We start from the raw sequence: 21,726 nt of genomic DNA, 5'->3' as shown, positions 1-21,726 counted from the left end.
GTGAATCTCAGGTTGGCTATTTTGCCGAACGGTTTAATTTGGCTTTGATTTTTTCGGTTGCGGCAAATAGTGCGTGTTTGTATTTTAGGAACAGGAAACCCAGTCCGACTGACCATGCCAGCGCAAACCAAATGTAGTTGTCGCGCGTACCCAGCCAAGTGTAGGCAAGGCAGATCATCAGGCAGAGCGTTGAGTTGGTATAAATCTTCAGGCGCGGCAAAGGTTGCCATAGGCGTGAAGAGAATTCGGTTTTAAAGATGAAAAACAGCCAAAAAGCCGTTGCGCTGGCCATAGCCGCACCTTTTGCACCGAATTTCGGTACCAGCAGATAGAGCAGGGCGGTATTGGCGATAAAGGCAACGATGTTGATGACGGTAATCAGCCAAGTCGAGCGGACGACGTTCAAACCGATGCCGCTGACTTCGGTCAGCGTGTAAAACAGGGGAAAGAGCATACACGAGAGCAGGATAAATTGAACCTGCGTGTATTTTTCCGGCAGTATCCAAGTCGCCATCGGCGAGAAAATCCCGATAAGGCAAATCATTGCGCTGATGAGGACGGTCATGGAAAGCGTGATGTCGCCGATTTTGTCCAGATTGGTTTTTTCTTCTACCCATTTGAACACCAAAGGCGCCCAAATGGTGGAAAACACGCTTTGGAAAATCAGGGCGACGGCACCAAAGCTGACTGCCATCGAATAAATGCCCAATTCGTCCAAACCCGAGATGTCTTTGAGGACAAAGCGGTCAATCGAAGTCAGGCCCCAATAGGCCAGGTTGCCGAATGCCAGCGGCAGGCCGTAGCGCAGGCCGTCCCGATGCAGCTCGGACGACCATTTCGCATGGGAAACGGCTTGCAGGTCTTGGCGCAGCTGATATATCAACAGTACAACGGTCAGCACTTGGGCTGCGGTGTAGGTAAAAACCAGCGAAGTAGTATTGGTAGGCAAGCCGGAAGCAATCACGGCAAAAACCAACAACAAAATCAAGAATTTCGGCGCAAGCTGGCTGACGGAAAAAGCCAATGCCTGCTCTTTCATCCGCAAAATCAGAGCTAAAAAACGGGTAATCAGCGTGGTGGTCAAGAAAATCAGAAAGAGAATCCCCAAATTTGCGCTGGGGATGTCAAAAATGATTTCAGACGGCCATGATGCGTTTATCAGTAACACTAAAACCACAACCGCCACAGTCAGAATCAATGGCGATAAAAAAACGGATTTGAACAGCGCGGCCTTGTCTTTAACGGCGTAATAGTCGCGAATATAGGATTGGTCCAGCCCCAAGCCCAAGAGCAGAATGCTCAGTCCGGCAATGGTCTGCAAGAGTACGATACGGCCGATGTCTTCCGCAGGGAAGTACCATGAGATGAGTGGCAGGGAAAGCAGGCCGAAGGCGGCGCTTCCTACCGGGCCCAATGCGTAGCCGAGAATTTTTTTCGCGTTCATATTATTTGTTTTCAGACGGCCAGAAGTTCGAGCTGAGCATTTTTTGTAAGGTATGTGTTGTTACCGTTGCCGGTTTGCCAAGGCCGTCTGAAAAACAAATGGCCTTGGGAAACCGGCCGCCGTCCCGGTCGGGGAAACCGGAGGCAGCCGGATGCGTTTGAAGCAAGATTATGCTTTGATGACTTTAGGATTTTTCACTGGGAATTTGCCGCGTGTATCGACAATCAGCTTGGCATGTTCGGTAATCATGTCATAGTCGAATTTGTCGTGATCGGTGGTCAGAACCACGCAATCGTATTGAGCGACAGTTTCAGGGGTCAGCGCTTCGCTCTTCAGGTCGAAGTAGTGGTGGCCGGGGATGTGCGGGAACTCTGGAACGTGCGGGTCAGAGTAGGAAACCACTGCACCCAGTTTGTGCAGGCGGTCCATAACTTCCACAGACGGGCTTTCACGCATATCGTCCACGTTTTTCTTGTAGGCGATACCCAATACCAAGATTTTACTGTCTTTGATAGAACGGTTGTGGTCATTCAAAGCCAGGCCGACTTTTTCGATAACGTAATCGGGCATATGGGAGTTCACTTCACCGGCCAGCTCGATGAAACGGGTGTTTACGCCGTATTCGCGTGCTTTCCAAGTCAGGTAGAACGGGTCGATAGGGATACAGTGGCCGCCCAAGCCAGGGCCCGGGTAATAAGCAACGAAGCCGAACGGTTTGGTTGCAGCGGCATTGATGACTTCGTGAATGTCGATGCCCATTTTGTCGGCAACAATTTTCATCTCGTTCACCAAGCCGATGTTTACGGCGCGGTGGATGTTTTCCAAAAGTTTGGTCAGCTCGGCAGCTTTGGTGGAGCTTACTGGAACAACTTTATCGATGGCAGGTTGGTACAGCGCAAGGCCGACTTCCAAACAATCAGGGGTGTGGCCGCCGATGACTTTTGGAATGGTACGGGTTTCAAAGTTAGGGTTACCAGGGTCTTCACGCTCAGGAGAGTAAACCAAGAATACGTCTTGACCAACTTTCAAGCCGCCTTCTTCTATGCGCGGCAGCAATTCTTCTTCGGTAGTGCCGGGGTAGGTGGTGGATTCTAAAGACAGCACTTGACCGGCGCGTAGGTAGGGTTTTACCGCATCTGTAGTGTCGATCACAAAGCTCATGTCCGGCTCGCGGTATTTGTTCAGCGGAGTCGGTACGCACAAAATAACGGCTTCTACTTCGCCGATGCGGGAGAAGTCGGTCGTTGCTTCAAACAGGCTGTTGGAAGCAGCGGCAATTTTGTCGGAAGGGATATGCTCAATGTAGCTTTCGCCTTTGTTGAGCTTGTCGACTTTGTTGGTGTCAATGTCGAAACCCAAAACTTGGTAACCGATATCCACATAGCGCAACATCAGTGGTAAACCGACGTAGCCTAAGCCAACGATGCCGATTTTTGCGGTCTTATCGGCAAATTTTTGTATCGTAATGTTTTTCATGATGTCTTTCGTTTAATGAATGAGTAAATCGGGATGTTTGCCCGATGCCTGAGTTGTTTGCTGCAACCGCATAGCCATAGCCGGCTGCCGTATTGTGTGAAGCCTTAAAACCATACTTATAATTACATTAGACAAAATCATAAGCACTTATCTGATTCGTCTCAATCAAAAAAGTTTAATGGTCGTTCAGACGGCCTATAAGGCATGAAAACGGTATTTTTGAATGCTTAATTTTTAGAAGTTACATTCAACTACATGTTTTGATTTTAGATATTGTTTTGTCAAATGCATGGTTCATGAAATGAAACTACCGTTTATGCCGTTTAAAACCCTTCTAGAATAAAAACTTTTAATAAATTTTCGTGGTTTAACTTATCTTAATAATCCATTGTTTCGTGATGAAAAAAGGAAAATTTGTCTATAATCAGCTTGAGGATAGTTAACTTAAGTCAAAGTTTTAAATTGGAATACGCTAAAGTCATTATAATATATTGACGAAAAAATTACATTTATTGCTATGTGAATAATAGATATATGCTATTGAAAGTGATTTGATTATTAATTTGAGGCAATTAGATGGATTGTTTCCGGAGAGCCCATTTAATGTCCTGTCCGATGATTTCTACTGATTGACTTTGCCAAGGGCCGTCTGAAAGTAGGGCGGCCGGATTTTCAGAAAGGGAGAAAAGAGGTTTGCCTGCGCCTAACAGTTTCGGCGCTTGGTAGAGGACGATTTCATCCACCAAGTCATCCTTCAGGAAGGCTGAAGCAAGTGTGGAGCCGGCTTCTACCAGAACTTCTCCAAAGCCAAGCTCTGCCAGTTGCGGCATGAGTGAAAGAAGATTGATGCGGCCGTTGATGTGTTCAGACGGCCTGATGATGCGGATATGTTCAAATGTGCGTAGAGCCTGCAAACGTTGTTCGTCTGAGGAAAGGGTAACGATAACGGTCGGGCTTTCGGTATCGGTAACGAGGTGGCAGTCTAAAGGAGTTTGCAGTCGGCTGTCCAAGACGATACGCGCAGGTTGGCGTAGAGTGGGGAAGCTGCGAACGTTGAGTTTCGGGTTGTCGGCAAGTACGGTACCGATACCGGTCAAAACGGCGCAACTTTCGGCACGGAGAATTTGTACGTCTTCGCGCGCTGCTTCGCCTGTAATCCAAAAGCTGCGGCCGTCTGAAAGGGCGGTTTTACCATCCAAACTGGCGGCGCATTTGAGGCGGACAAACGGTCTGCCACGTTCGATACGCGACAGAAAACCGCGGTTGAGTTCGCGCGCCTGAGTTTCCAGTAAACCGCTTTCGGTACGGATTCCGGCGGCTTCCAACATAGACAAGCCTTTGCCTGCAACCAATGGGTTAGGGTCGGTCATGGCGGTGACCACGCGCGTTACGCCGGAATGAACCAGCGCTTCGGCGCATGGCGGTGTGCGGCCGTAATGGCTGCAAGGTTCCAGCGTGACATAGGCTGTTGCGCCTTTTGCCGCCGCTCCGGCCTGCCTCAAGGCATGAACTTCAGCGTGCGGTTCGCCTGCTTTGACGTGGAAACCTTGTCCGACGATTTGGGCGCCGTGTGCAATTACGCAGCCGACGCGGGGATTGGGGGAAGTGGAAAACCGCCCAAGCTTGGCCAGCTCGAGGGCGGTTTGCATCATTTGGGTATCAAGTGCGGAAAACATGGTTTCAGACGGCCTTATTTGGCTTTGCATTCGGCGATGACTTGGGTGAATTCGGAAACGTCTTTAAAGCTTTTATAGACAGACGCGAAGCGGACATAAGCGACTTGGTCGATTTTTGCCAGCTCTTCCATCGCCATTTCGCCGACGATGTGCGAAGCGACTTCTTTTTTGCCCAAACGGTAGAGGCGTTGCTCGATAAGGGCAACGGTTTCATCGATTTGTTCTTGCGTAACAGGGCGTTTGTGCAGCGCGCGCTCAAGGCTGGTCTGCAGTTTGTGCGGATTGAAGGGAACCCGTGTGCTGTCGGATTTGATGACTTGCGGCATCCGCATTTCAACGGTTTCAAAGGTGCTGAAGCGTTGACCGCATTCCAAGCATTTGCGACGGCGACGGATGCTGTTGGTGTCTTCCAGCCATCGCGAGTCGGTTACTTGTGTGTTGGGGTGTTGGCAAAACGGACACTTCATCGGGTTTCCTTGTCATACGCTCGGCAAGGTCGCTAAGCAATTGAATTTATTGTTTGTGAACTATTATTGTAGCGGATTGTGCTATTTTCGTATAGTAAAGGCTTTTCGCTGGATTAAGTATAAAAAGGCCGTCTGAAAGGGCAACTTGAGTGAAGTTGGGCTTTTCAGACGGCCTTGAGTTTTGCAGTCAATCAACCGTTAAACCGATACGCCGACGGCGCGGGCGATTTCCAAACCTTCTTCCGCACTCATATAAACCGGATTTTCGGGGCGGTCGCTGCGGACGATATCGCCGTCTTGAAACATCACCAATTCATTGACTGCCAATTGCGACCAAGTTTCATCGCGGGTCAGGGGCAGGGTGGCGATGACGGAGACCTTATCGTTTGGCGTGGTCACTTTGGAAAAATCGACCATCACATCATCGTCCAGCAGACGCGCTTTGCCAAACGGGGCTTTGCGCACGATGTAGTGCAGCAAGGTGCTGGCATGGGCAAACAGGCAGTCGCCGTTGGACATCACAAAGTTGAACAAACCGTGGCGGCGGATTTCATGGGTTAGGCCGGCAATGGCGTCAAACAAAACTTCAGGTTCGGGCTTGGTGGCAAAGCGACTGCGCAGGCGGTTGAGGATAAAGCAGAATGCACGTTCGGAATCGGTTGAACCGACGGCATGGTAGTACTCGCCCTGCTCGGGGAAAAAATCAATCAAATGGCCGTTGTGTGCAAACAGCCAATATTCGCCCCACATCTCGCGCATGAAGGGATGAGTGTTCGCCAATGAGGTCTGGCCTTGTGAGGCCTTGCGGATATGGGCGATAACGTTTTCGGATTTGATCTGATAGGCGCGTACCAAGTCGGCAACAGGCGAGTTGGCGCTGGGCTTGTCGTCGTGAAACAAGCGCACGCCTTTGCCTTCAAAAAAGCCGATACCGAAGCCGTCGGCGTGGTAATCGGTAATGCCGCCACGACGGCGAAAGCCTTCAAAAGAAAACATGATGTCTGTGGGAGTGTTGCAATTCATGCCGAGCAGTTGGCACATGGCGTTAACCTTTTTTTCGGGTATTTATAGGGTCATTATGGTGTATCGGGCAGGCAGTTTCAATATATTCTTTGCCGTTTTGGGGCAGGTGATACAGGTTGTATCGAATTAAAAATAAATATTTTCGCCTTATTGGAGATTTTTAGGATATTTGCTAATTCTGTGCTAACACTTCCCCTATAAAATGTTTTGTAGAATAAAAAGACCTCCTCACATAACGATATGTTCTACTCACAACGAAACATAATTTTCCCCACCATCGTCTTACCTCAAGGAGTGTTCAATGAAACTGAATCTGCAAAAAACCACCGCTGCTGTTTTGGCTGTTGTGTTCAGCGCAGGCGCATTTGCCGCTAATAATGCCTATAACCCATTCGAGTATGGCTACAAAAATCACAAATACGGCAAAAAATGGGGTAAGCCTGCATCTGAAGCCGAAGGCGAAAAAGTGATGAAAAATGCAGCCTACCGTTCAGGAGTGTATTACACCAACGTAAACCGCATTCCGGCAAAAGCAGACCGCAACGGCGTGAAAACCGTACAGGTTAACGACGCATACACCCGTCAAAATCTCGGCCGTTATGCATTTGATACCATTAAGAGCGGCGGTTCGGAAGTATATTACGGCGAGTGGGTCGGCAAAGAATACGCTAAAGGCACCAACCGCGGCGTTTACTACTCCGGCGACAAACGCGCTACCTCTATGCCTGTATCCGGTGTAGCCAACTACGCGGTTAAAGGCATCAACAACTACACCGGCAATAATCCTCTGACCGGTATATTGCGTGCCGACTTCGGTCAAAAAGTCTTGACCGGCTCTATGAAAAACAACGCCATGCAGCTGGATATTCATTCCCGCATCAAACCGTCTAGCGCATCATTTGAAGGCTACGCCCGCGCCAACGGCCACTTCGGTACAACCGAAGGCCACTTCTTCGGCAACGGTGCAAGCGCGTTGGCCGGTGTTGCCAAATTTAAGACTGACCGCAACTTGGATACGGCATACGGCGGTGTAAAACGCTAAAATCCGTAGTTAAGTAAAATGAAAGCCTGCTTCACGCAGGCTTTTTTAAACACCAGCCCGCCAACCTTCTCAAGATCGTCTGAAAACCACCGACCGGAAAGCCGACACCATGTACAAACCGTCTGCCTGCCTTCTCCTGTTTCTCGCTGCCCCCGTCCTTGCCGCGCCCCGTTCTGACTTTTCAGACGACCGTACCGCGCAACGCCTGTGGCAGGACACCCGCCAAACCATGCAGGAACAGGAACAAAAAGTGCGCGAATACCGCCTCGACATTCCCTCCGAAAACATCGGGCAGACAGCCGAAGCCGATCCCGAAGCCGACCAAGGCGAAGCCCTGTTCAACGCCGTCAACCACAGCGACTGGCAAACCGTACGCCCGCTGCTTGAACGTTATACACAGCAAACCGAATACGATCCCGATATCGCTTCGTTTGCCCGCGCCTCGTTGGCTAGAGGCGAAGGCAGGTGGAAAGCCGCTAAACAAGAATACGAAACCCTGCTGCAACGCCATCCCGACTTCATACGCGGACGGCTTGATTACGCACGCCTGCTTTTTGAAGGCCGTCTGAACCGCGAAGCCTCTTCTGAATTTGCACACCTTCAAAACGAAGACTTGCCCGAAGCCGTCAAAGAAAACATCGCCCATTTCCAAGATGCCTTGAACCAACGTCGAAGTTGGCAGGGCAGTCTTTCCGTCGGCGCCGTCCACAACAGCAACATCAACGAAGCCAGCGGCAAAGTGTGGTGCAAAACCGAAATCGACGGCGAATGCTGGGAAGAATTTTCAGGCGACCAGCCCGTTTCCGCCAACGGCATCAAATACGAAGCCGCCGCCGTCCGCCGCTGGCAGATTAAAGGACATCACGGCATCGCCGCCCGCGCGCTCGGCTACGGCCGCTTCTACCACAACCATAAAGACTTCAACGAACACACGCTCAACCTCAGCGCAGGCTACCAGTTTGAAAACCACCGCCACACCTTCGCCCTCGCCCCGCTCGTCGAATGGAACGGCAGCGGCGGCAAAACCCTCAACCGCGCCTACGGCGTGCGCAGCGAGTGGAACCTCGACAAAGGCAGCTGGACGTGGAACACCGAAGCCGAGTGGAAACACCTCTCCTATTCCGACAAAACCCGCCTGCTCGACGGCAGCCTCTTCTCCGTTTACAACACCCTGTCCTACTTCCCGCGCAACGACCTCATGCTCTACGGCGGCATAGACTGGCAGCAGCGCAAAGCCAAAGAACCCGTGGACAGTTACCGCCAAATCTCCGCACGGCTGGGTGCCGCAAAAATCTTTGAAGCCGGCTTCGATGCCTCACTCTCCGCCACCTTCGGCCTGCGCAGCCACCGCGAAGAGAACGCCGTACTCGAACAACGCCGCCGCGACAAAGAACAGACCTACCTCCTCAGCATAGGTGCAGACCGCTGGAAAGCCACCGGCCTCAAACCCGTCCTCAGCTACAAACACCGCCGCGTCCACGGCAACACCGACTGGCTGTACAGCTACAAACAAAACGAAGTCGGTCTGTCGCTGGTCAAATCGTTCTAATACGGGACGCAGAAACACAAAGGTCGTCTGAAAATCGGATTTCGGGTTTTCAGACGACCTTTGCTGTTTTTTATGCGCCGTATTTTCTGCCCATATCCCATGCCCTACCTTTCAGATAGAAAGAAATTGAAAAACGGCGCGGATAGAGGTTTTGGCTATATCCAAAGCATCAGGAGTTATTTAGCCTGCGTCAGCCCGTTTGCTAAAATCCGTCGTTTTGCCGTTTGATTGAACGGCATTTTCCAATAGAAACAAATCATAACCATGACACACACACAGCAAAAATCCCCTGACCTTTGGCTGGTGACCGCCGCTGCCGCCGCCATCCTGCTGATTACCATCGGTATGCGCATGACTATGGGACTGTTTGTCCGTCCCGTTGTCGACTCTACCGAGCTGAGTATCCAAGAGTTCAGCCTGATTATTGCCGTTTTCCAGTTGATGTGGGGCGTGTCCCAGCCGCTTTCCGGCGCGCTTGCCGACCGCTTTGGCGCGTTTAAGGTTTTGGGCGGCGGCGCGCTGCTGTTGGCTTGCGCCTGTCTGATGGTGCCGCAGATGCCGACTTATTGGGGGCTGATGCTGGCAATCGGGCTGCTTTTTGCATTCGGAACGGGGGCGGGCGGTTTCTCCATCATCATGGGGCAGGTCGCGGCGAAAGTACCGCCGCACAAACGCGGTTTGGCTTCGGGGCTGGTCAACGCGGGCGGTTCGGCGGGGCAGTTTCTGTTTGCGCCGCTGGTGCAGGGTTTGTTGATATCGCCCGCCGTCGGCTGGACGGGAGCGTTTTACGTTTGGAGCGGCATCGCACTTTTGATCCTGCCGATTTCGTGGTGGCTGGCGGGCGGCAAAAACGCTGTCGCCACGCACCACACGTCGTCTGAAAACGGGCAAACGCTGGGGCAGGCGGTCAAAACCGCGTTTAAAGACCGAAGCTACATCCTGCTCCACTTGGGCTTTTTTACCTGCGGTTTCCACATTGCGTTTTTGGTAACCCACCTGCCCAACGAAATCGCGCTCTGCGGCCTGCCCGCTTCGGTCGCTTCGACTTCGATTGCGATTATCGGCTTGGCGAACATCGCAGGCTGCATTTTTTCGGGCTGGTGTACGGGGCGGTTTTTGGGCAAATACGTTCTGTTCGGACTCTACGCCTCGCGCGTGGCGATGGTGCTGATATACCTTGCCGCCCCAAGAACCGACGTCAATTTCTACATTTTCGCCGCCGCGCTGGGCTTCACTTGGCTCGCCACCGTCGCTCCAACCGCTGCGATTACAGGCAAGCTGTTCGGCACGCGCTATCTGGCGACGCTGTTCGGACTGACGATGTTGAGCCACCAAATCGGCGGTTTTTTAGGCTCGTATATCGGCGGCATCGTGATTTATCAATTCAACGATTACGGCTGGATGTGGTATGCCGACGCGGTGTTGGCGGGGACGGCGGCTTTGCTGAACCTGCCGATACGCGAAAAGAAAACGGCGTAACCCGCTTGAACAAAGCAAAGAACAAAGGTCGTCTGAAAACGGAAAAGCGGTTTTCAGACGACCTTTTTCTATCATTAGTGGGAAACGGTCGATGTGTTTGGCAATCATGGCTTGGGCGGTTTGCTGAAAGAAGGTACTCATGAAAAATCCCCTAAATGTCTTGGTGGGAATTTAGGGGATTTTGGGGAATTTTGCAAAGGTCTCAATTAGCGTGCAAATGTGCTTGCAGTGAAAAAATATTGGAAATAATATCAATGCAAGTAATAATTTTTATCAAGAAGGAGATGAGTGTGAAATTTTTAGCTGCTTTGCTGTGGCCGGCCATGTTGCTGCCCATTTTGTCTCATGCCGATAGCGGCATTCAGACGGTCTCTGTTTCTCAAGCATATGCGGATGACGCAACGGGCTGCGGGCAGCTTTATCCTGTAGAGAGCTTCGAGAATTTGTTCAGACAGATGGCCGGCACGCTGCATAGTGCCTGTTTGCTTGATATGCCGCCTGAAGATTTAGCGAAAAAGTGGCAGATTCCCGTGTACCGGCGCTATCTGCGGCTTTCTGGCCGTTTGCGGCCTGACGGAGAAAAACAGGCGGTACTCAGATGGAAAGACAAGGCAGAGCGGCAGAAATGGCTCAAACACAGGCGGCGTAAGCTAAAACGGCCGACCGACGGCTTTACGGTAGTGCATCAGACCGACTACGACGGCAGTACTTTTTTAGAAATCGAAGCAACGCCTGATTATATAAAACGATACCGTTCATTGTTTCCTGATGACCGTTATCCTGATGATTTGCCGAAACCCTATGTTTCATCTCATATCCTAAGCCCGGTCAGCGTATGCTTTAACAATGGAACAGAACAAGTTTTTCCTAGGTATACGGTAGTAAAACAAGTAGCAGTAGATGAAAACAACCATTTGATCGGGAGTGATAGACATTTGGTTATAAGGGAGGAGAAAGGTGCAGGAATATTATTTCAGCATCCAACAGACAAATGCATTAATGATATTTCCAGCATCTTTCTTATCAGATAGTCGATAGTATTTAATTTTAAAGGTATATGGTATGGCTACAACAGCACAAATCCGGCAGCATTTTTTAAAATTAGGGATGCCTGTTTCGGAAGTTAATCAGATTATTCGGGATTCAATTTTACTGGGGCAAACCCATAACTTTATCAATCAATGGGGGGTTAGGGAGTATTCAAGCAAACACTAAATATTCCGGCATATTTTTCCAAAGCAAACTAATTGGCAGTAAAGAAAATAGAAGTATTGTATTCGGTACGGCAGACAAAAGATATCTGACTGCTTCTGATTGGGCTCATGAGTTAGGACATGGTTTGTCGAAAACAATTTCCAAGCTTGATCTTGATATTGATGGAAATCGCAATATAACAGCGAATGAATATGCACGAAGATTTGTTTATGAAGAAGGAAAAGCCGAATACAACCGTTTTCAGTTTGATTTGCGGAACAACCCAAAAGAAACCAAATACGGCTCAAATACAGAAGCAATCAAGGCGATGAACCAACAACAGGCTGTTGATTATTTTGCCCATAAAATGAAAACCCAAAACCCCAGCGGCGAGCCCGGCGATACTTATTGGACATTGGCGAAATCAATATTCCTTAAGAAAATCAATCCAAACCTGCTAAACGGTAAAACTCCGGCCGAAAAGTAAAAAATCCTGCAATCAGGAATGGATGAAGCAGCGCCTGACCATCCCAGCAGACTGTTTGGCGTAGGTGACGAGCGGGTTCGCTTTCAGAAAACCGATCCAAATATGCCGCTTAGTCTGATGCCGATGATGACACGTGGAAATCCTATGTTGATGGTGGTATTTGTATCTGCCAACAGCCGTTTGGCAGACGGTACGGTAACGACGGCTGCAAGAACAGCGTTATATTATTCTTCAGGCGGAAAGCAGGGGGCGATTGAATTCGGTATCGGTAGCGCGGGCAAGAGTGTCAGCTTCAACGATAATTTAGTAAATTACTCAAAAAGTGCGTATGCGGCACTGATTACTTCAGCCAGCAGGCTTTATTCCAATGCAGTGAACCGCTTGGCTGCTTTGGTCGAACAGCAAAAATCCGAACAGGCATCAGGAAAAGGCAAAGAAATTCATAATGAAAACGAAGCTTTGAAAGCTTTGCAGGATTTACTGAACAAAGCCAATATTTCACTTGATTTGCAGGGCGGAGTGGATAATCTTCAGCAGAATTTTGACCAAATTGCCCAAAATTACCATACTCCTCTTGCTATCGAGCTGTATGGAGAAGAGTTGCTCACGACTTCGGTGGAGGATGGAGTGAGTTTTGATATGGATAGCGACGGGATGGCCGAACAGACGGCTTGGCTCAAAAAAGGCAGCGGTTTTTTGGTTTGGGATAAAAATGGAGACGGCATGGTAAACGACGGAACGGAGATGTTTGGTAAGGCAACAGTTATGTCTGACGGCAAGCGCGCAGAAAACGGCGAAAGATTTGGACAGCGACAATAATAATATCATTAATCAATATGATGAATTGTGGGGTGAGCTAAGAATCTGGCATGACGAAAACAGTAACGGGAAAACGGAGGAAGGAGAGCTTTCTCTATTGTCCGACTGGGATATCCAGTCGATCTCTTTGGATTTTGCAGAAATCAATCTGAAAGATGAAGCCGATAATAAAATATTATTTGAATCAGAAGTGGTTTTGGAAAATGGGGAAAGGCGCAAGGTTGCCGATATTGATTTCCAAAACGACAAAGGAATTTACAATGAGTTGGCAGGTGAAATTTCAGCAGAGACAGCCGCTGATGTCGTGTATCCGACGGAAATTTCAACATCGGTTATACTGCCCGGAGAAAATACTGCATATATCCCGGCCGTATAAACACGTTATCAGATATGGCTTCCAAAGATATTTGGCAGGATAATCCTTTTGCGTGAGGCATTCAGACGGCCTTAAAGTGTTTCCAGACAGGACGGCATTGTTCGGGTAAGTCGGGACAGGCGCCGAGTATGCCGCCGCTGAAGTCGTTGGGGCGGTGGAAGTCGCTGCCTGCGCTGGCGAGAAAGTCGAAACGGTCGGCAAGCAAGGCATAGTTTAGGCGGTCGTTTTTACAGCAGTTGCCGCTGTGCACTTCAATCCCTGCGCCGCCGAGATTTTTAAATTCTTGAAACAGGTTTCGTTTGGCGGTGGCGGATAATTCATAGCGCATCGGGTGGGCGATAATGGCCATGCCACCCGCGCCTGTAATCGCGGCTACGCAGTCTTCCAGTGTGGCCCATTCGTGTCTGACGGAACAGGATTTTCCGTCTCCCAGATATTTGGTAAATGCCTGCTGTTTGTTTTTGACATGGCCTTCGCGGATGAGGAATTCGGCAATGTGGGTGCGGCTGGCCATTTCTTTATTGGCGGCCAATGCCAGCGCGCCTTCATACGCGCCTGTTATGCCTTTTTTCTCCAGTTTGGCCGCGATGGTTTCCAATCGTTTCAGACGGCCTTTGCGGACTTCGACAAGCAGGTTTTGCAGGGCTTCGTTGTGTTCGTCAAAGTCCAAGCCGACAACGTGGATGGTGCGGCCGCGCCAAGTGACGGATATCTCCACGCCGTTGACGAAGGGGAGGCCGAGGGTATCGGCTTCGGTGCGTGCTTCGGCAAGTCCGCCGGTATGGTCGTGGTCGGTCAGGGCGAGCAGGGTGCAACCGTTTTGACGGGCGAGTCGGACAACTTCGGTTGGGGACAACATGCCGTCTGAAACGGTCGAATGGCAGTGTAAATCAATCATGGTTTTGCTTTGAATTTTCTTAAAAAAGGCCGTCTGAACGTTTCAGACGGCCTTGCTTTAGAACATTAGAACAGAGAGTCCAGTTGTTGTCTGTTATTGTTGCCGGTATTGCTTGGCAGAACTGGGGTTTCGTCTGATTCTTCACGGGCTGGCGCAGTGTTGCTCTCGGCACTGCGGCGGTTTTCATTCGGAACAGCATGACGGGCAGGTTGAGCAGGACGCGGAGCAACGCCGCTGTTGTCCAAGGCCAGGTCGGAGCTGGTGGTCATGCGTTCGCGCATATACACTTCGCCGCCGTTTGTAACCACGCCTTCAGGTGCTTTCATCGGTTTGACGCTGGTGCCTTTCAGGGCGAAGCGCATGTATTCTACCCAAACCGGTACGGCGATTGTGCCACCGTAGCCTGCACTGCCCATGCTGCGCGGTTTGTCAAAGCCGATATAGACGGCAGTCACAACGCTAGGGGTGAAGCCGACAAACCATGCGTCTTTGTTGTCGTTGGTGGTACCGGTTTTACCGGCGATGTCGGAGCGGCCCAGTGCGGCTGCACCGCGCGCGGTACCGACACGGACAACGTCCTGCATGATTTTGTACATGATGTAGGCGTTGCGCGGGTCAATGGCTTGAGGTGCGTTTTCACCGGCCACTAACGGCTGCATTTGCGCTCTCAGACGGCCTTGGCTGTCGTAGATTTTGTCGATGACGTGGGCAGATACTTTGTAACCGCCGTTGGCAAAGACGCTGTAACCTTCTGCAATACGCAACGGAGTGGTTTCGCCTGTACCCAAAGCCATAGACAGGCTGGCAGGGATTTCAGACGGCTTGAAGCCGAAGCGTTGGATGTATTGTTGCGCGTAGCCGATGCCGATAGACATCAGGATGCGGATGGACACCATGTTTTTCGACGCGGTCAAAGCCTGACGCAGCGTGATGTAACCGGCATAGCGGCCGTCAGAGTTTTTCGGGTTCCACGCTTTACCGTTTGCACCTTTGCCCGGCAGGGAAATCGGCGCATCGTTAATCATGGTGGAGGCAGTCATGCCTTTTGCCAAAGCGGCGGAATAAACGAACGGTTTGAACGTCGAGCCGGGTTGGCGCATGGCTTGAGTTGCGCGGTTGAAGGTTTTGCTGTGGTAGTCGTAGCCGCCGACCAATGCACGGACTGCACCGGTTTTCGCATCTAAAGACACCAATGCGCCTTGCAACAAAGGCTCTTGAACGACGGTAAAAGTATCGCCGCTACCTTTAACGCGAATGACGGAGCCGCGACGGATACGGTCATCCCCCATTTTTTCGTTGTTGACGGCACGGGCGGCAAAGCCTAAAGCGTGGCTGTTCAGCGTGACTTTACGGCCGCTTGGCAACTGAATCTGTACACCTTTGCGTGAGGCTTCCAATACAACCGCAGGAATCATTTTATCGACGGTGTAAAGTGTAGAAAGATATTGGCTGACAGTTTCTTCTACGTTATCGCTTTTGCTCAGGTCGATGTAGTTTTCTGCACCGCGGTAGCTGCTGCCGCGGTCGAAATTGCGCAGAACTTTACGCAGGGCTTCGGTGGCGACGCGCTGGTGTGCGGTATCGACGGTGGTATATACATTGAAGCCTTGTGTGTAGGCATCTTCGCCGTATTTTTCAAACAGTTCTTGACGCACCATCTCGGCAACATACAGGGCATTTTGGTCGATGTTTTGTACAAAACGCTCGTAATGCAACTCTTCTTTCAAAGCCTGATTGCGTTGCTGCAGGGTGATCATGCCTTCTTCCAGCATATTGTTCAGAATATAAGCCTGGCGCAGTTTGGCACGCTCAGGGTTTACAATCGGATTGTAGGCGGAAGGTGCTTTAGGCAAGCCGGCCAACATGGCGGCTTCGGCCAATGTTAAATCATTAACATTTTTATTGAAATAAGTTTGGGCGGCGGAGGCAAAACCATAAGCGCGTTGACCCAAATAGATTTGGTTGAAGTACAGCTCCAAAATCTTGTCTTTGCTTAAAGACTGCTCGATTTTGTAAGCCAGCAGGGCTTCGTTGAATTTACGGGTGAATGAACGCTCGCTGCTCAGGTAGAAGTTTTTGGCAACCTGTTGCGTAATCGTACTGGCACCGGATTGAACACTGCCGGCCATTACGTTGCCGATCACGGCTCGCGCCACGCCCCAAACGTCCACACCCCAGTGGTCGTAGAAGCGTTTGTCTTCGGCGGCAATCACTGCGTCTTTCAAAATTTTGGGGAAGTCGCCGATTTTGGTAAATTCACGCCGTTGTTCGCCGTAAACGCCAATGACTTGGCCGTCTGAAGAATAAATCGTCAGCGGCATTTTTGGTTTGTAGTGTTGTAAAGAGTCCAAAGACGGCAGTTTTGGATAGGTTACCAGAATTGCAATTGCGATCAGACCTATACCGAAAAGAGCCAGTCCTAATAAGAGACCCATACAGGTCGTTATAATCTTTTTAATCATGACTAAGTAATAATTTTGCCATTAATGGCGATAAATAAAGTAAAATGGGAAACGATTTCTATCAGTCACAGTCAATACTGTGTAAAGAATAAGAAGTCCTTTACGGATAACGAAACAGTTACTCACTCCTAAATGATACAGGGAAGTCAAATCATGCGCTTATTTAAAAGCACGAAAGATACCAAAACAGGCAAGGCTTCTAGCGGATTGAACAACCGCTCTGCCATCGGCGTCGACATCAGCCAACATGCCATTAAGATGGTACAACTGACAGGCCGTAGTTTAAACCAAATTCAGCTGGAAAAATACGTTATTACCAAATTGCCTAAAAATATTGTCAAAGGCAACAAAATTCAAGACTACGATCAGCTTGCCACTTACATCCAACATACTTACACACAATTACGCAGTTCTTGCAAAAATATTGTTGCGGCTGTGCCACAAAATTTGGCGACAGTCGAGCAAATTATTTACAACCCGCGTGATACCGATTTGGACTTGGAAGAGTTTGTCGATGCGGAAGTCGGCCAATTTGCGCCTATTGAAGAAATGAACTACGACTTTCAAGCCGAAGAAGTCGGTTCGGGCCAGCATGTTTTAGCTGTTGCCGCTAAAAAAGACGATGTCGAACCGCGCATTGAAATGTTTGAAAATGCGGGCTTGCCTTTGTCCGCTTTGGATTTGGACTTACTGGCGCAACGCAATGCCTTCGTTTATTGGATGAATACGCATGCTCCCGAAATGGCAGAGGAAAAAGTTGCCGTGTTCGGCATTCATGCGACGCAAATGTATGCCCTGATTCTGCAAAACGGCCGCATTCTCTATAAACAAGAAACTCCGGTCAGCACAGAGCAGCTCAATCAGCTGATTCAGCGTACTTATCGGGTAACGGAAGAAAAAGCCGCTCAAATGATGGCTTCCCAAAACAAGCCTTCCGACTACCAGTCTCAGATTGCCGACCGTTTTAATGTGCAGGTTGCGCAAGAAGTTCAGCGGGTTTTGCAATTTTACTATACCACGCAGGCCACTGATTCTTTCGCCAATATCAAACACATCCTGCTGACCGGCTTTACCGCTCAGCAGGCAGGTTTGGCGGAAAGCATTTTCTCGCAAACCAATACGGCAACAGAATACCTGCATCCGATTTCATATGTGGAACGCAGTGCAAAAGTAGAATTGCCGCAGTTTCAAATTGATGCGCCGTCACTGACGTTGGCGTTTGGATTGGCATTAAGGGGACTTTGAGAACATGATCGAATTAACCAGAATCAACCTTCTTCCGTATCGGGAAGAGATTAAACAGCGCAAGCAGCAGCAATTCAAAGTATTGATGCTTGGCGCTTTTGCAGTGGGTTTGGGCTTGGCAGCCGCTACCTATCTCGGTATTGATAGCGCCATCAGCAATCAAGAAGGCCGCAACAACTTCCTGCAAACCGAAATCGACAGACTTGATAGAGAATTGGGCGAAATCGATAAACTTCAGCAAGAAAAAGAAGCCTTCTTGGCCAAGAAGCTGAAAGTGGAAGAGTTGCAGGAAAAACGCTATCAAGCAGCTTATATCCTTGATTCTTTGAATGCGCTTACGCCCGATAATACTTATTTGACTGCGTTGGAAGCAGAAAGCCCGACCAGCTATAAAATTAGCGGCCATGCCGTCAGCGACAATAAAATTGCCGTTATGATGCGCTCCCTGCCAAGTACAGGTATTTTCTTGCAGCCTGAATTGTTGAGCATCAAAAAAGTAGATAACTACCAAGAATTTACTTTGAAATCTTCAATCAACCAAGTGAATACGCCGGCTCCTGCACCGACTGCACAAAGCAGCAGTGAAATAGCCGAACCTGTGGCAGAACCTGCTCCGGAGGCTCAATAATGGCATCTAAAAACCTGAAACAATTGGACGTACAAAACCTGTACCTGCTCAATATGCCTTCAAAACTTTTGCTGGGAGGTTTGTTGATTGTCGGTATGTTGGCGTTGGGCTATGTCGGCGTATTTAAAGATCAGATTGAAACCTTGAATACGCAGGAAGCCAAAGAAGCAGAACTGAAGGAAACCTTTACGCGTAAAAGCATTCAGGCGGCAAGCTTGAACAATTTGAAGGCTGAATTGGCTTCTATCCGTTCTGCATTTGACGTTTTGTTGAAACAACTGCCGACCGATGCGGAAATTCCGAACCTGATTCAAGAGCTGCATCAGGCAGGTTCAACCAACGGACTGCGTTTGGACAGCGTTGCACCGCTCCAACCTGAAAACGATGGTCCGATTCAAAAACTGCCGTATCAGATTTCCATCACGGGCAAATACTCTCAAATCAGCCAATTTACCCGTGATGTAGGCGATTTGTCGCGCATTATTACGTTAGATTCTTTGAAACTCGTGAACGCAGGCGAGGACAAAGAAGGCAAAGGCAATAAAGGCGAGTTGACATTGAGTGCGATTGCGACGACTTACAAAGCCCGTCCGGCCGAAGAGATTGCTGCCGAATTGGCTGCGCAACAGGCACAAGAAGAAGGCAAACCTGCCGAGAATGAGCAAAAATAAAAGAATAGGGAAATCATGAAAAAAATCATCTTACTCTTAAGTCTTCTTCCCTTGACAGCCTGTACGCAAAGCTATGAAGATTTGACTCAATGGATGACGCAAACCCGTCAGGAAGCAAAATCCAAGATTATTCCGTTTGAAGAGCCGACGGTTACATTGCCTAAGCCGTATAGCCCGCCGAACTTTAAAGGCATGAATGCGTTTGATTCACGTCGTTTGGACACTGCTCCTAAAGGCGGCAATGCGCCGGATGTGAACCGTCCGAAAGAAACATTGGAAGCCTTCAGTTTGGAGAATATGGCCTTTGTCGGAACGCTTCAAAGCGGCGGCAAAGTTTCCGGATTTATCAAGGTTAACGACCATGTTTATACCGTTTATCCCGGAAACTACATCGGTCAGAATTACGGCAGAATCCAAAGTATTACCGAAGATAAAATTATCTTGACCGAGCAAGTTGAAGACAGCTACGGCAACTGGGTGTACCGGAAGGCCGAATTGCCATTGAGCAGTAAAGAGGCGGATTCTTCCAATAGCTCAGATAGTTCGAATTCAAATTAATTTAGGGGTCTCACTCGATTATGAAAACCAAGCACATGACAAAATTATTTGCCGGCTTCAGCGTTGCCCTCGCTGTTCAGACGGCCTTTGCAGGCAATATTACCGATATTAACGTTTCTACTTTGCCTGACAACCAAAAAATCATCAAAATCCGTTTCGACAAAGATGTCACCACACCTCATGGTTTTGTAACATCTACGCCGGCGCGTATCGCATTGGATTTTGCCAACACCAATATCCGTTTGCCTCAGCCTGTTTTGGAATATGCCGACCCATTGCTGAATCAAATTACTGCGGCGCAAAACAATGACCGTGCACGCGTGGTTTTGGGTTTGAACAAAATCAGCCAATACAATACTGAGATTCGCGGCAACGAAGTTTGGGTATTTGTAAACGAATCTACTGATCAAACCAATGCGGCCGTTGCAAATGAACGTGCGGCTACGCCGTCTACCGCGCGCGCTGCTCAGACTTATCAAGCCGTTTCAGCAGCCAATATCGATTTCCGCAAAGGCGCACGCAATTCCGGCATTATTGAATTGTCCGCCCCTGGTTTCAGCGGACAGCCGGATATTAAACAGCAGCGCGACCGCGTGGTTGTGACATTGAAAAACCATACTTTGCCGACACAAGCGCAACGCAGTTTGGATGTGGCTGACTTTAATACACCTGTACAAAACGTTACGCTCAAACGTATCGGCAATTCTACCCAGCTTATTATCCGCAACAATAATACGAATTGGGACATCAATACCAAAGCTTCTTCCGGACGCTTTGTATTTGAAGTATCGCCTAAAGCCGCCAATACCGAATCCGGCGGCTTAAACCACAATGCGAACAAATCGTTCAAAGGCCGTAAAATTTCTTTGGATTTCCAAGATGTAGAAGTTCGTACCATCTTGCAGATTTTGGCAAAAGAATCCGGCATGAATATTGTTGCCAGCGATACCGTCAAAGGCACTATGACTTTGTCCCTGAAAGATGTACCTTGGGATCAGGCTTTAGACTTGGTTATGCAGGCGCGCAATTTGGATATGCGCCGTCAAGGCAACATTATCAATATCGCACCTCGCGATGAATTGTTGGCAAAAGACAAAGCCTTCTTGCAGGCTGAAAAAGAGATTGCCGAATTGGGTCCGCTGTATTCTCAAACCTTCCAGTTGAAATACAAAAACGTGGATGAATTCCGCAAAATTCTGCGTTTGGAAGAATACGACAGCAATAATTCCAACACCCGCAACACTCTGTTGAGCAACCGAGGCAGCGCCTTAATCGATCCGGCCACCAATACGCTGATCGTAACCGACAACCGCGGCGTGATTGAGAAATTCCGCAAACTGATTGATGAATTGGACGTTCCAACCCGTCAAGTGATGGTGGAAGCGCGTATTGTGGAAGCAGAAGATACCTTCTTCCGCAACTTGGGCGTTAAATTCGGTTCCGGTGGTGCGATCGGCCGTACGGCATGGGGCAGCAACTGGAGCAATGCGCAAACCAACTACAATACCAATGCCTCGTTTAACCGTGGCGACGTAGGCTACCGCAAATGGACTTTGGATCCGAATGTCAGTCTGCCGACCGCGGCCGCAGTCAACAGCATTGCGCTGGTGCGTGCGTTCTCGTCCGGCGCATTGGGCTTGGAAATCAGTGCGTCTGAAGAACAGGGTAAGAGCAAAACCATTTCCAATCCGCGCGTGCTGACACAAGACCGTAAAGAAGCCAAAATTGAATCCGGTACGGAAATTCCTTACCAAGAGGCTTCTTCCAGCGGTGCGACTTCGATTACCTTTAAGAAAGCCGTTTTGGGCTTGACCGTAACGCCGAACATTACGCCTGACGGTCAAATTATCATGACTGTGAAGATTAATCGCGATACCCCGATCGACTGTACCGTAGATTCTCTGATGACCAAGTGTATCAACACCAAACACTTGAATACCCAAGCCATGGTTGAAGATGGCGGTACGCTGATTGTCGGCGGTATTTACGAGGAAGAAAGCACCAATGCGGTGAACAAAGTACCTGTTTTGGGCGATATTCCCGTTGTCGGCAATCTGTTCAAATCACGCGGCAAACGTGAAAACCGCCGTGAGCTATTGATCTTCATCACGCCGCGCATTATGGATAATGTGGGTAACAATCTGCGTTACTGATTTTTAAAATGACAAACAGGCATATCTGCAAAGGTATGCCTGTTTTGGTTTTCAGACGGCCTGAGATGAAAAGGCCGTC

20 protein-coding genes are annotated in these 21,726 nt (G+C 49.4%); 13 read left to right on the top strand and 7 right to left on the bottom strand.

Features of this window, described 5'->3' with window-relative positions; genetic code table 11:
- Positions 1 to 16 precede the first annotated feature (16 nt).
- From ACTHTA_RS01110 to ACTHTA_RS01090, 5 genes are all read right to left on the bottom strand, one after another.
- Positions 17 to 1,444 (bottom strand): oligosaccharide flippase family protein, encoded by a 1,428-nt coding sequence (locus tag ACTHTA_RS01110; RefSeq protein ID WP_440364011.1) that lies wholly within the window; start codon positions 1,442 to 1,444, stop codon positions 17 to 19.
- 168 nt (positions 1,445 to 1,612) lie between these two features.
- A complete protein-coding gene (locus ACTHTA_RS01105; RefSeq protein ID WP_440364012.1) occupies positions 1,613 to 2,920 on the bottom strand; it encodes a nucleotide sugar dehydrogenase in 1,308 nt (435 codons plus the stop codon).
- Positions 2,921 to 3,492: 572 nt separating this feature from the next.
- The gene (gene ribD, locus ACTHTA_RS01100) at positions 3,493 to 4,596 is read right to left on the bottom strand and encodes a bifunctional diaminohydroxyphosphoribosylaminopyrimidine deaminase/5-amino-6-(5-phosphoribosylamino)uracil reductase RibD (protein ID WP_440364026.1); all 1,104 of its coding nucleotides are present in this window, start codon (positions 4,594 to 4,596) and stop codon (positions 3,493 to 3,495) included.
- Between the two features lie 14 nt (positions 4,597 to 4,610).
- Positions 4,611 to 5,063 (bottom strand): transcriptional regulator NrdR, encoded by a 453-nt coding sequence (nrdR, locus tag ACTHTA_RS01095; RefSeq protein ID WP_070631158.1) that lies wholly within the window; start codon positions 5,061 to 5,063, stop codon positions 4,611 to 4,613.
- Between the two features lie 198 nt (positions 5,064 to 5,261).
- Positions 5,262 to 6,104 carry a class II glutamine amidotransferase gene (locus ACTHTA_RS01090; RefSeq protein ID WP_003684485.1) on the bottom strand — a complete coding sequence of 281 codons (843 nt, stop codon included), beginning with the start codon at positions 6,102 to 6,104 and terminating at the stop codon, positions 5,262 to 5,264.
- Between the two features lie 283 nt (positions 6,105 to 6,387).
- On the opposite strand from ACTHTA_RS01090, the gene ACTHTA_RS01085 reads away from it, so the two are divergent.
- From ACTHTA_RS01085 to ACTHTA_RS01050, 8 genes are all read left to right on the top strand, one after another.
- A complete protein-coding gene (locus ACTHTA_RS01085; RefSeq protein WP_308887121.1) occupies positions 6,388 to 7,128 on the top strand; it encodes a Slam-dependent surface lipoprotein in 741 nt (246 codons plus the stop codon).
- Positions 7,129 to 7,237: 109 nt separating this feature from the next.
- A complete protein-coding gene (locus ACTHTA_RS01080) occupies positions 7,238 to 8,677 on the top strand; it encodes a porin family protein (RefSeq protein ID WP_440364013.1) in 1,440 nt (479 codons plus the stop codon).
- Positions 8,678 to 8,941: 264 nt separating this feature from the next.
- Positions 8,942 to 10,156 carry an MFS transporter gene (locus ACTHTA_RS01075; RefSeq protein WP_440364014.1) on the top strand — a complete coding sequence of 405 codons (1,215 nt, stop codon included), beginning with the start codon at positions 8,942 to 8,944 and terminating at the stop codon, positions 10,154 to 10,156.
- Positions 10,157 to 10,440: 284 nt separating this feature from the next.
- A complete protein-coding gene (locus tag ACTHTA_RS01070; protein WP_107810729.1) occupies positions 10,441 to 11,187 on the top strand; it encodes a hypothetical protein in 747 nt (248 codons plus the stop codon).
- A gap of 31 nt (positions 11,188 to 11,218) precedes the next feature.
- Positions 11,219 to 11,371 carry a hypothetical protein gene (locus tag ACTHTA_RS01065; protein WP_308888227.1) on the top strand — a complete coding sequence of 51 codons (153 nt, stop codon included), beginning with the start codon at positions 11,219 to 11,221 and terminating at the stop codon, positions 11,369 to 11,371.
- A gap of 124 nt (positions 11,372 to 11,495) precedes the next feature.
- Positions 11,496 to 11,837: a hypothetical protein gene (locus ACTHTA_RS01060; RefSeq protein ID WP_308888228.1), complete on the top strand. Its 342-nt coding sequence runs from the start codon at positions 11,496 to 11,498 to the stop codon at positions 11,835 to 11,837.
- Between the two features lie 18 nt (positions 11,838 to 11,855).
- Positions 11,856 to 12,656 (top strand): hypothetical protein, encoded by an 801-nt coding sequence (locus ACTHTA_RS01055; RefSeq protein WP_308888229.1) that lies wholly within the window; start codon positions 11,856 to 11,858, stop codon positions 12,654 to 12,656.
- Positions 12,640 to 13,032: a bacteriocin gene (locus ACTHTA_RS01050; protein WP_250599572.1), complete on the top strand. Its 393-nt coding sequence runs from the start codon at positions 12,640 to 12,642 to the stop codon at positions 13,030 to 13,032. Before ACTHTA_RS01055 ends, ACTHTA_RS01050 begins: the two co-directional genes overlap by 17 nt.
- A 61-nt stretch (positions 13,033 to 13,093) precedes the next feature.
- Here ACTHTA_RS01050 and ACTHTA_RS01045 read toward each other — a convergent pair whose 3' ends face one another.
- Both ACTHTA_RS01045 and ACTHTA_RS01040 read right to left on the bottom strand, forming a co-directional pair.
- A complete protein-coding gene (locus ACTHTA_RS01045) occupies positions 13,094 to 13,930 on the bottom strand; it encodes a PHP domain-containing protein (protein WP_154953118.1) in 837 nt (278 codons plus the stop codon).
- Positions 13,931 to 13,995: 65 nt separating this feature from the next.
- Complete coding sequence (locus ACTHTA_RS01040) at positions 13,996 to 16,392, bottom strand: penicillin-binding protein 1A (RefSeq protein ID WP_308888230.1); 2,397 nt, start codon at positions 16,390 to 16,392, stop codon at positions 13,996 to 13,998.
- A gap of 153 nt (positions 16,393 to 16,545) precedes the next feature.
- Here ACTHTA_RS01040 and pilM point away from each other — a divergent pair, with 153 nt between their 5' ends.
- From pilM to pilQ, 5 genes are read left to right on the top strand one after another with little or no spacing between them, the layout of a single operon-like run.
- A complete protein-coding gene (gene pilM, locus ACTHTA_RS01035; RefSeq protein ID WP_440364015.1) occupies positions 16,546 to 17,637 on the top strand; it encodes a type IV pilus assembly protein PilM in 1,092 nt (363 codons plus the stop codon).
- A gap of 4 nt (positions 17,638 to 17,641) precedes the next feature.
- Positions 17,642 to 18,265: a PilN domain-containing protein gene (locus ACTHTA_RS01030; protein ID WP_049328903.1), complete on the top strand. Its 624-nt coding sequence runs from the start codon at positions 17,642 to 17,644 to the stop codon at positions 18,263 to 18,265.
- Positions 18,265 to 18,936, top strand: coding sequence for a type 4a pilus biogenesis protein PilO (locus ACTHTA_RS01025; protein ID WP_003684514.1), 672 nt, complete (start codon positions 18,265 to 18,267; stop codon positions 18,934 to 18,936). The genes ACTHTA_RS01030 and ACTHTA_RS01025 overlap by 1 nt, the downstream gene beginning before the upstream one ends.
- A 15-nt stretch (positions 18,937 to 18,951) precedes the next feature.
- Entirely contained in the window at positions 18,952 to 19,494 is a 543-nt protein-coding gene (locus tag ACTHTA_RS01020; protein WP_308888231.1) for a pilus assembly protein PilP, read from the top strand.
- A 20-nt stretch (positions 19,495 to 19,514) separates the two neighbouring features.
- Positions 19,515 to 21,647 carry a type IV pilus secretin PilQ gene (pilQ, locus tag ACTHTA_RS01015; RefSeq protein WP_049328902.1) on the top strand — a complete coding sequence of 711 codons (2,133 nt, stop codon included), beginning with the start codon at positions 19,515 to 19,517 and terminating at the stop codon, positions 21,645 to 21,647.
- Positions 21,648 to 21,726 lie beyond the last annotated feature (79 nt).

Origin of the sequence: Neisseria sp. P0013.S005, assembly GCF_051958425.1 — a bacterium.
GTDB classification, from domain to species: domain Bacteria; phylum Pseudomonadota; class Gammaproteobacteria; order Burkholderiales; family Neisseriaceae; genus Neisseria; species Neisseria subflava.
Note: the sequence above shows the minus strand (reverse complement) of the source record. Positions and strands in the feature narration are given on the sequence as shown.

Bases quoted from the DNA above. Each gene is read 5' to 3' on its own strand.
- ACTHTA_RS01025 (WP_003684514.1), top strand. From the start codon at position 18,265: ATGGCATCTAAAAACCTGAAACAATTGGACGTACAAAACCTGTACCTG.
- ACTHTA_RS01085 (WP_308887121.1), top strand. From the start codon at position 6,388: ATGAAACTGAATCTGCAAAAAACCACCGCTGCTGTTTTGGCTGTTGTG.
- ribD (WP_440364026.1), bottom strand. From the start codon at position 4,596: ATGTTTTCCGCACTTGATACCCAAATGATGCAAACCGCCCTCGAGCTG.
- ACTHTA_RS01090 (WP_003684485.1), bottom strand. From the start codon at position 6,104: ATGTGCCAACTGCTCGGCATGAATTGCAACACTCCCACAGACATCATG.
- ACTHTA_RS01105 (WP_440364012.1), bottom strand. From the start codon at position 2,920: ATGAAAAACATTACGATACAAAAATTTGCCGATAAGACCGCAAAAATC.
- pilM (WP_440364015.1), top strand. From the start codon at position 16,546: ATGCGCTTATTTAAAAGCACGAAAGATACCAAAACAGGCAAGGCTTCT.
- ACTHTA_RS01055 (WP_308888229.1), top strand. From the start codon at position 11,856: ATGGATGAAGCAGCGCCTGACCATCCCAGCAGACTGTTTGGCGTAGGT.
- ACTHTA_RS01075 (WP_440364014.1), top strand. From the start codon at position 8,942: ATGACACACACACAGCAAAAATCCCCTGACCTTTGGCTGGTGACCGCC.
- nrdR (WP_070631158.1), bottom strand. From the start codon at position 5,063: ATGAAGTGTCCGTTTTGCCAACACCCCAACACACAAGTAACCGACTCG.
- ACTHTA_RS01030 (WP_049328903.1), top strand. From the start codon at position 17,642: ATGATCGAATTAACCAGAATCAACCTTCTTCCGTATCGGGAAGAGATT.
- pilQ (WP_049328902.1), top strand. From the start codon at position 19,515: ATGAAAACCAAGCACATGACAAAATTATTTGCCGGCTTCAGCGTTGCC.
- ACTHTA_RS01080 (WP_440364013.1), top strand. From the start codon at position 7,238: ATGTACAAACCGTCTGCCTGCCTTCTCCTGTTTCTCGCTGCCCCCGTC.
- ACTHTA_RS01045 (WP_154953118.1), bottom strand. From the start codon at position 13,930: ATGATTGATTTACACTGCCATTCGACCGTTTCAGACGGCATGTTGTCC.
- ACTHTA_RS01040 (WP_308888230.1), bottom strand. From the start codon at position 16,392: ATGATTAAAAAGATTATAACGACCTGTATGGGTCTCTTATTAGGACTG.
- ACTHTA_RS01065 (WP_308888227.1), top strand. From the start codon at position 11,219: ATGGCTACAACAGCACAAATCCGGCAGCATTTTTTAAAATTAGGGATG.
- ACTHTA_RS01070 (WP_107810729.1), top strand. From the start codon at position 10,441: ATGAGTGTGAAATTTTTAGCTGCTTTGCTGTGGCCGGCCATGTTGCTG.
- ACTHTA_RS01020 (WP_308888231.1), top strand. From the start codon at position 18,952: ATGAAAAAAATCATCTTACTCTTAAGTCTTCTTCCCTTGACAGCCTGT.
- ACTHTA_RS01110 (WP_440364011.1), bottom strand. From the start codon at position 1,444: ATGAACGCGAAAAAAATTCTCGGCTACGCATTGGGCCCGGTAGGAAGC.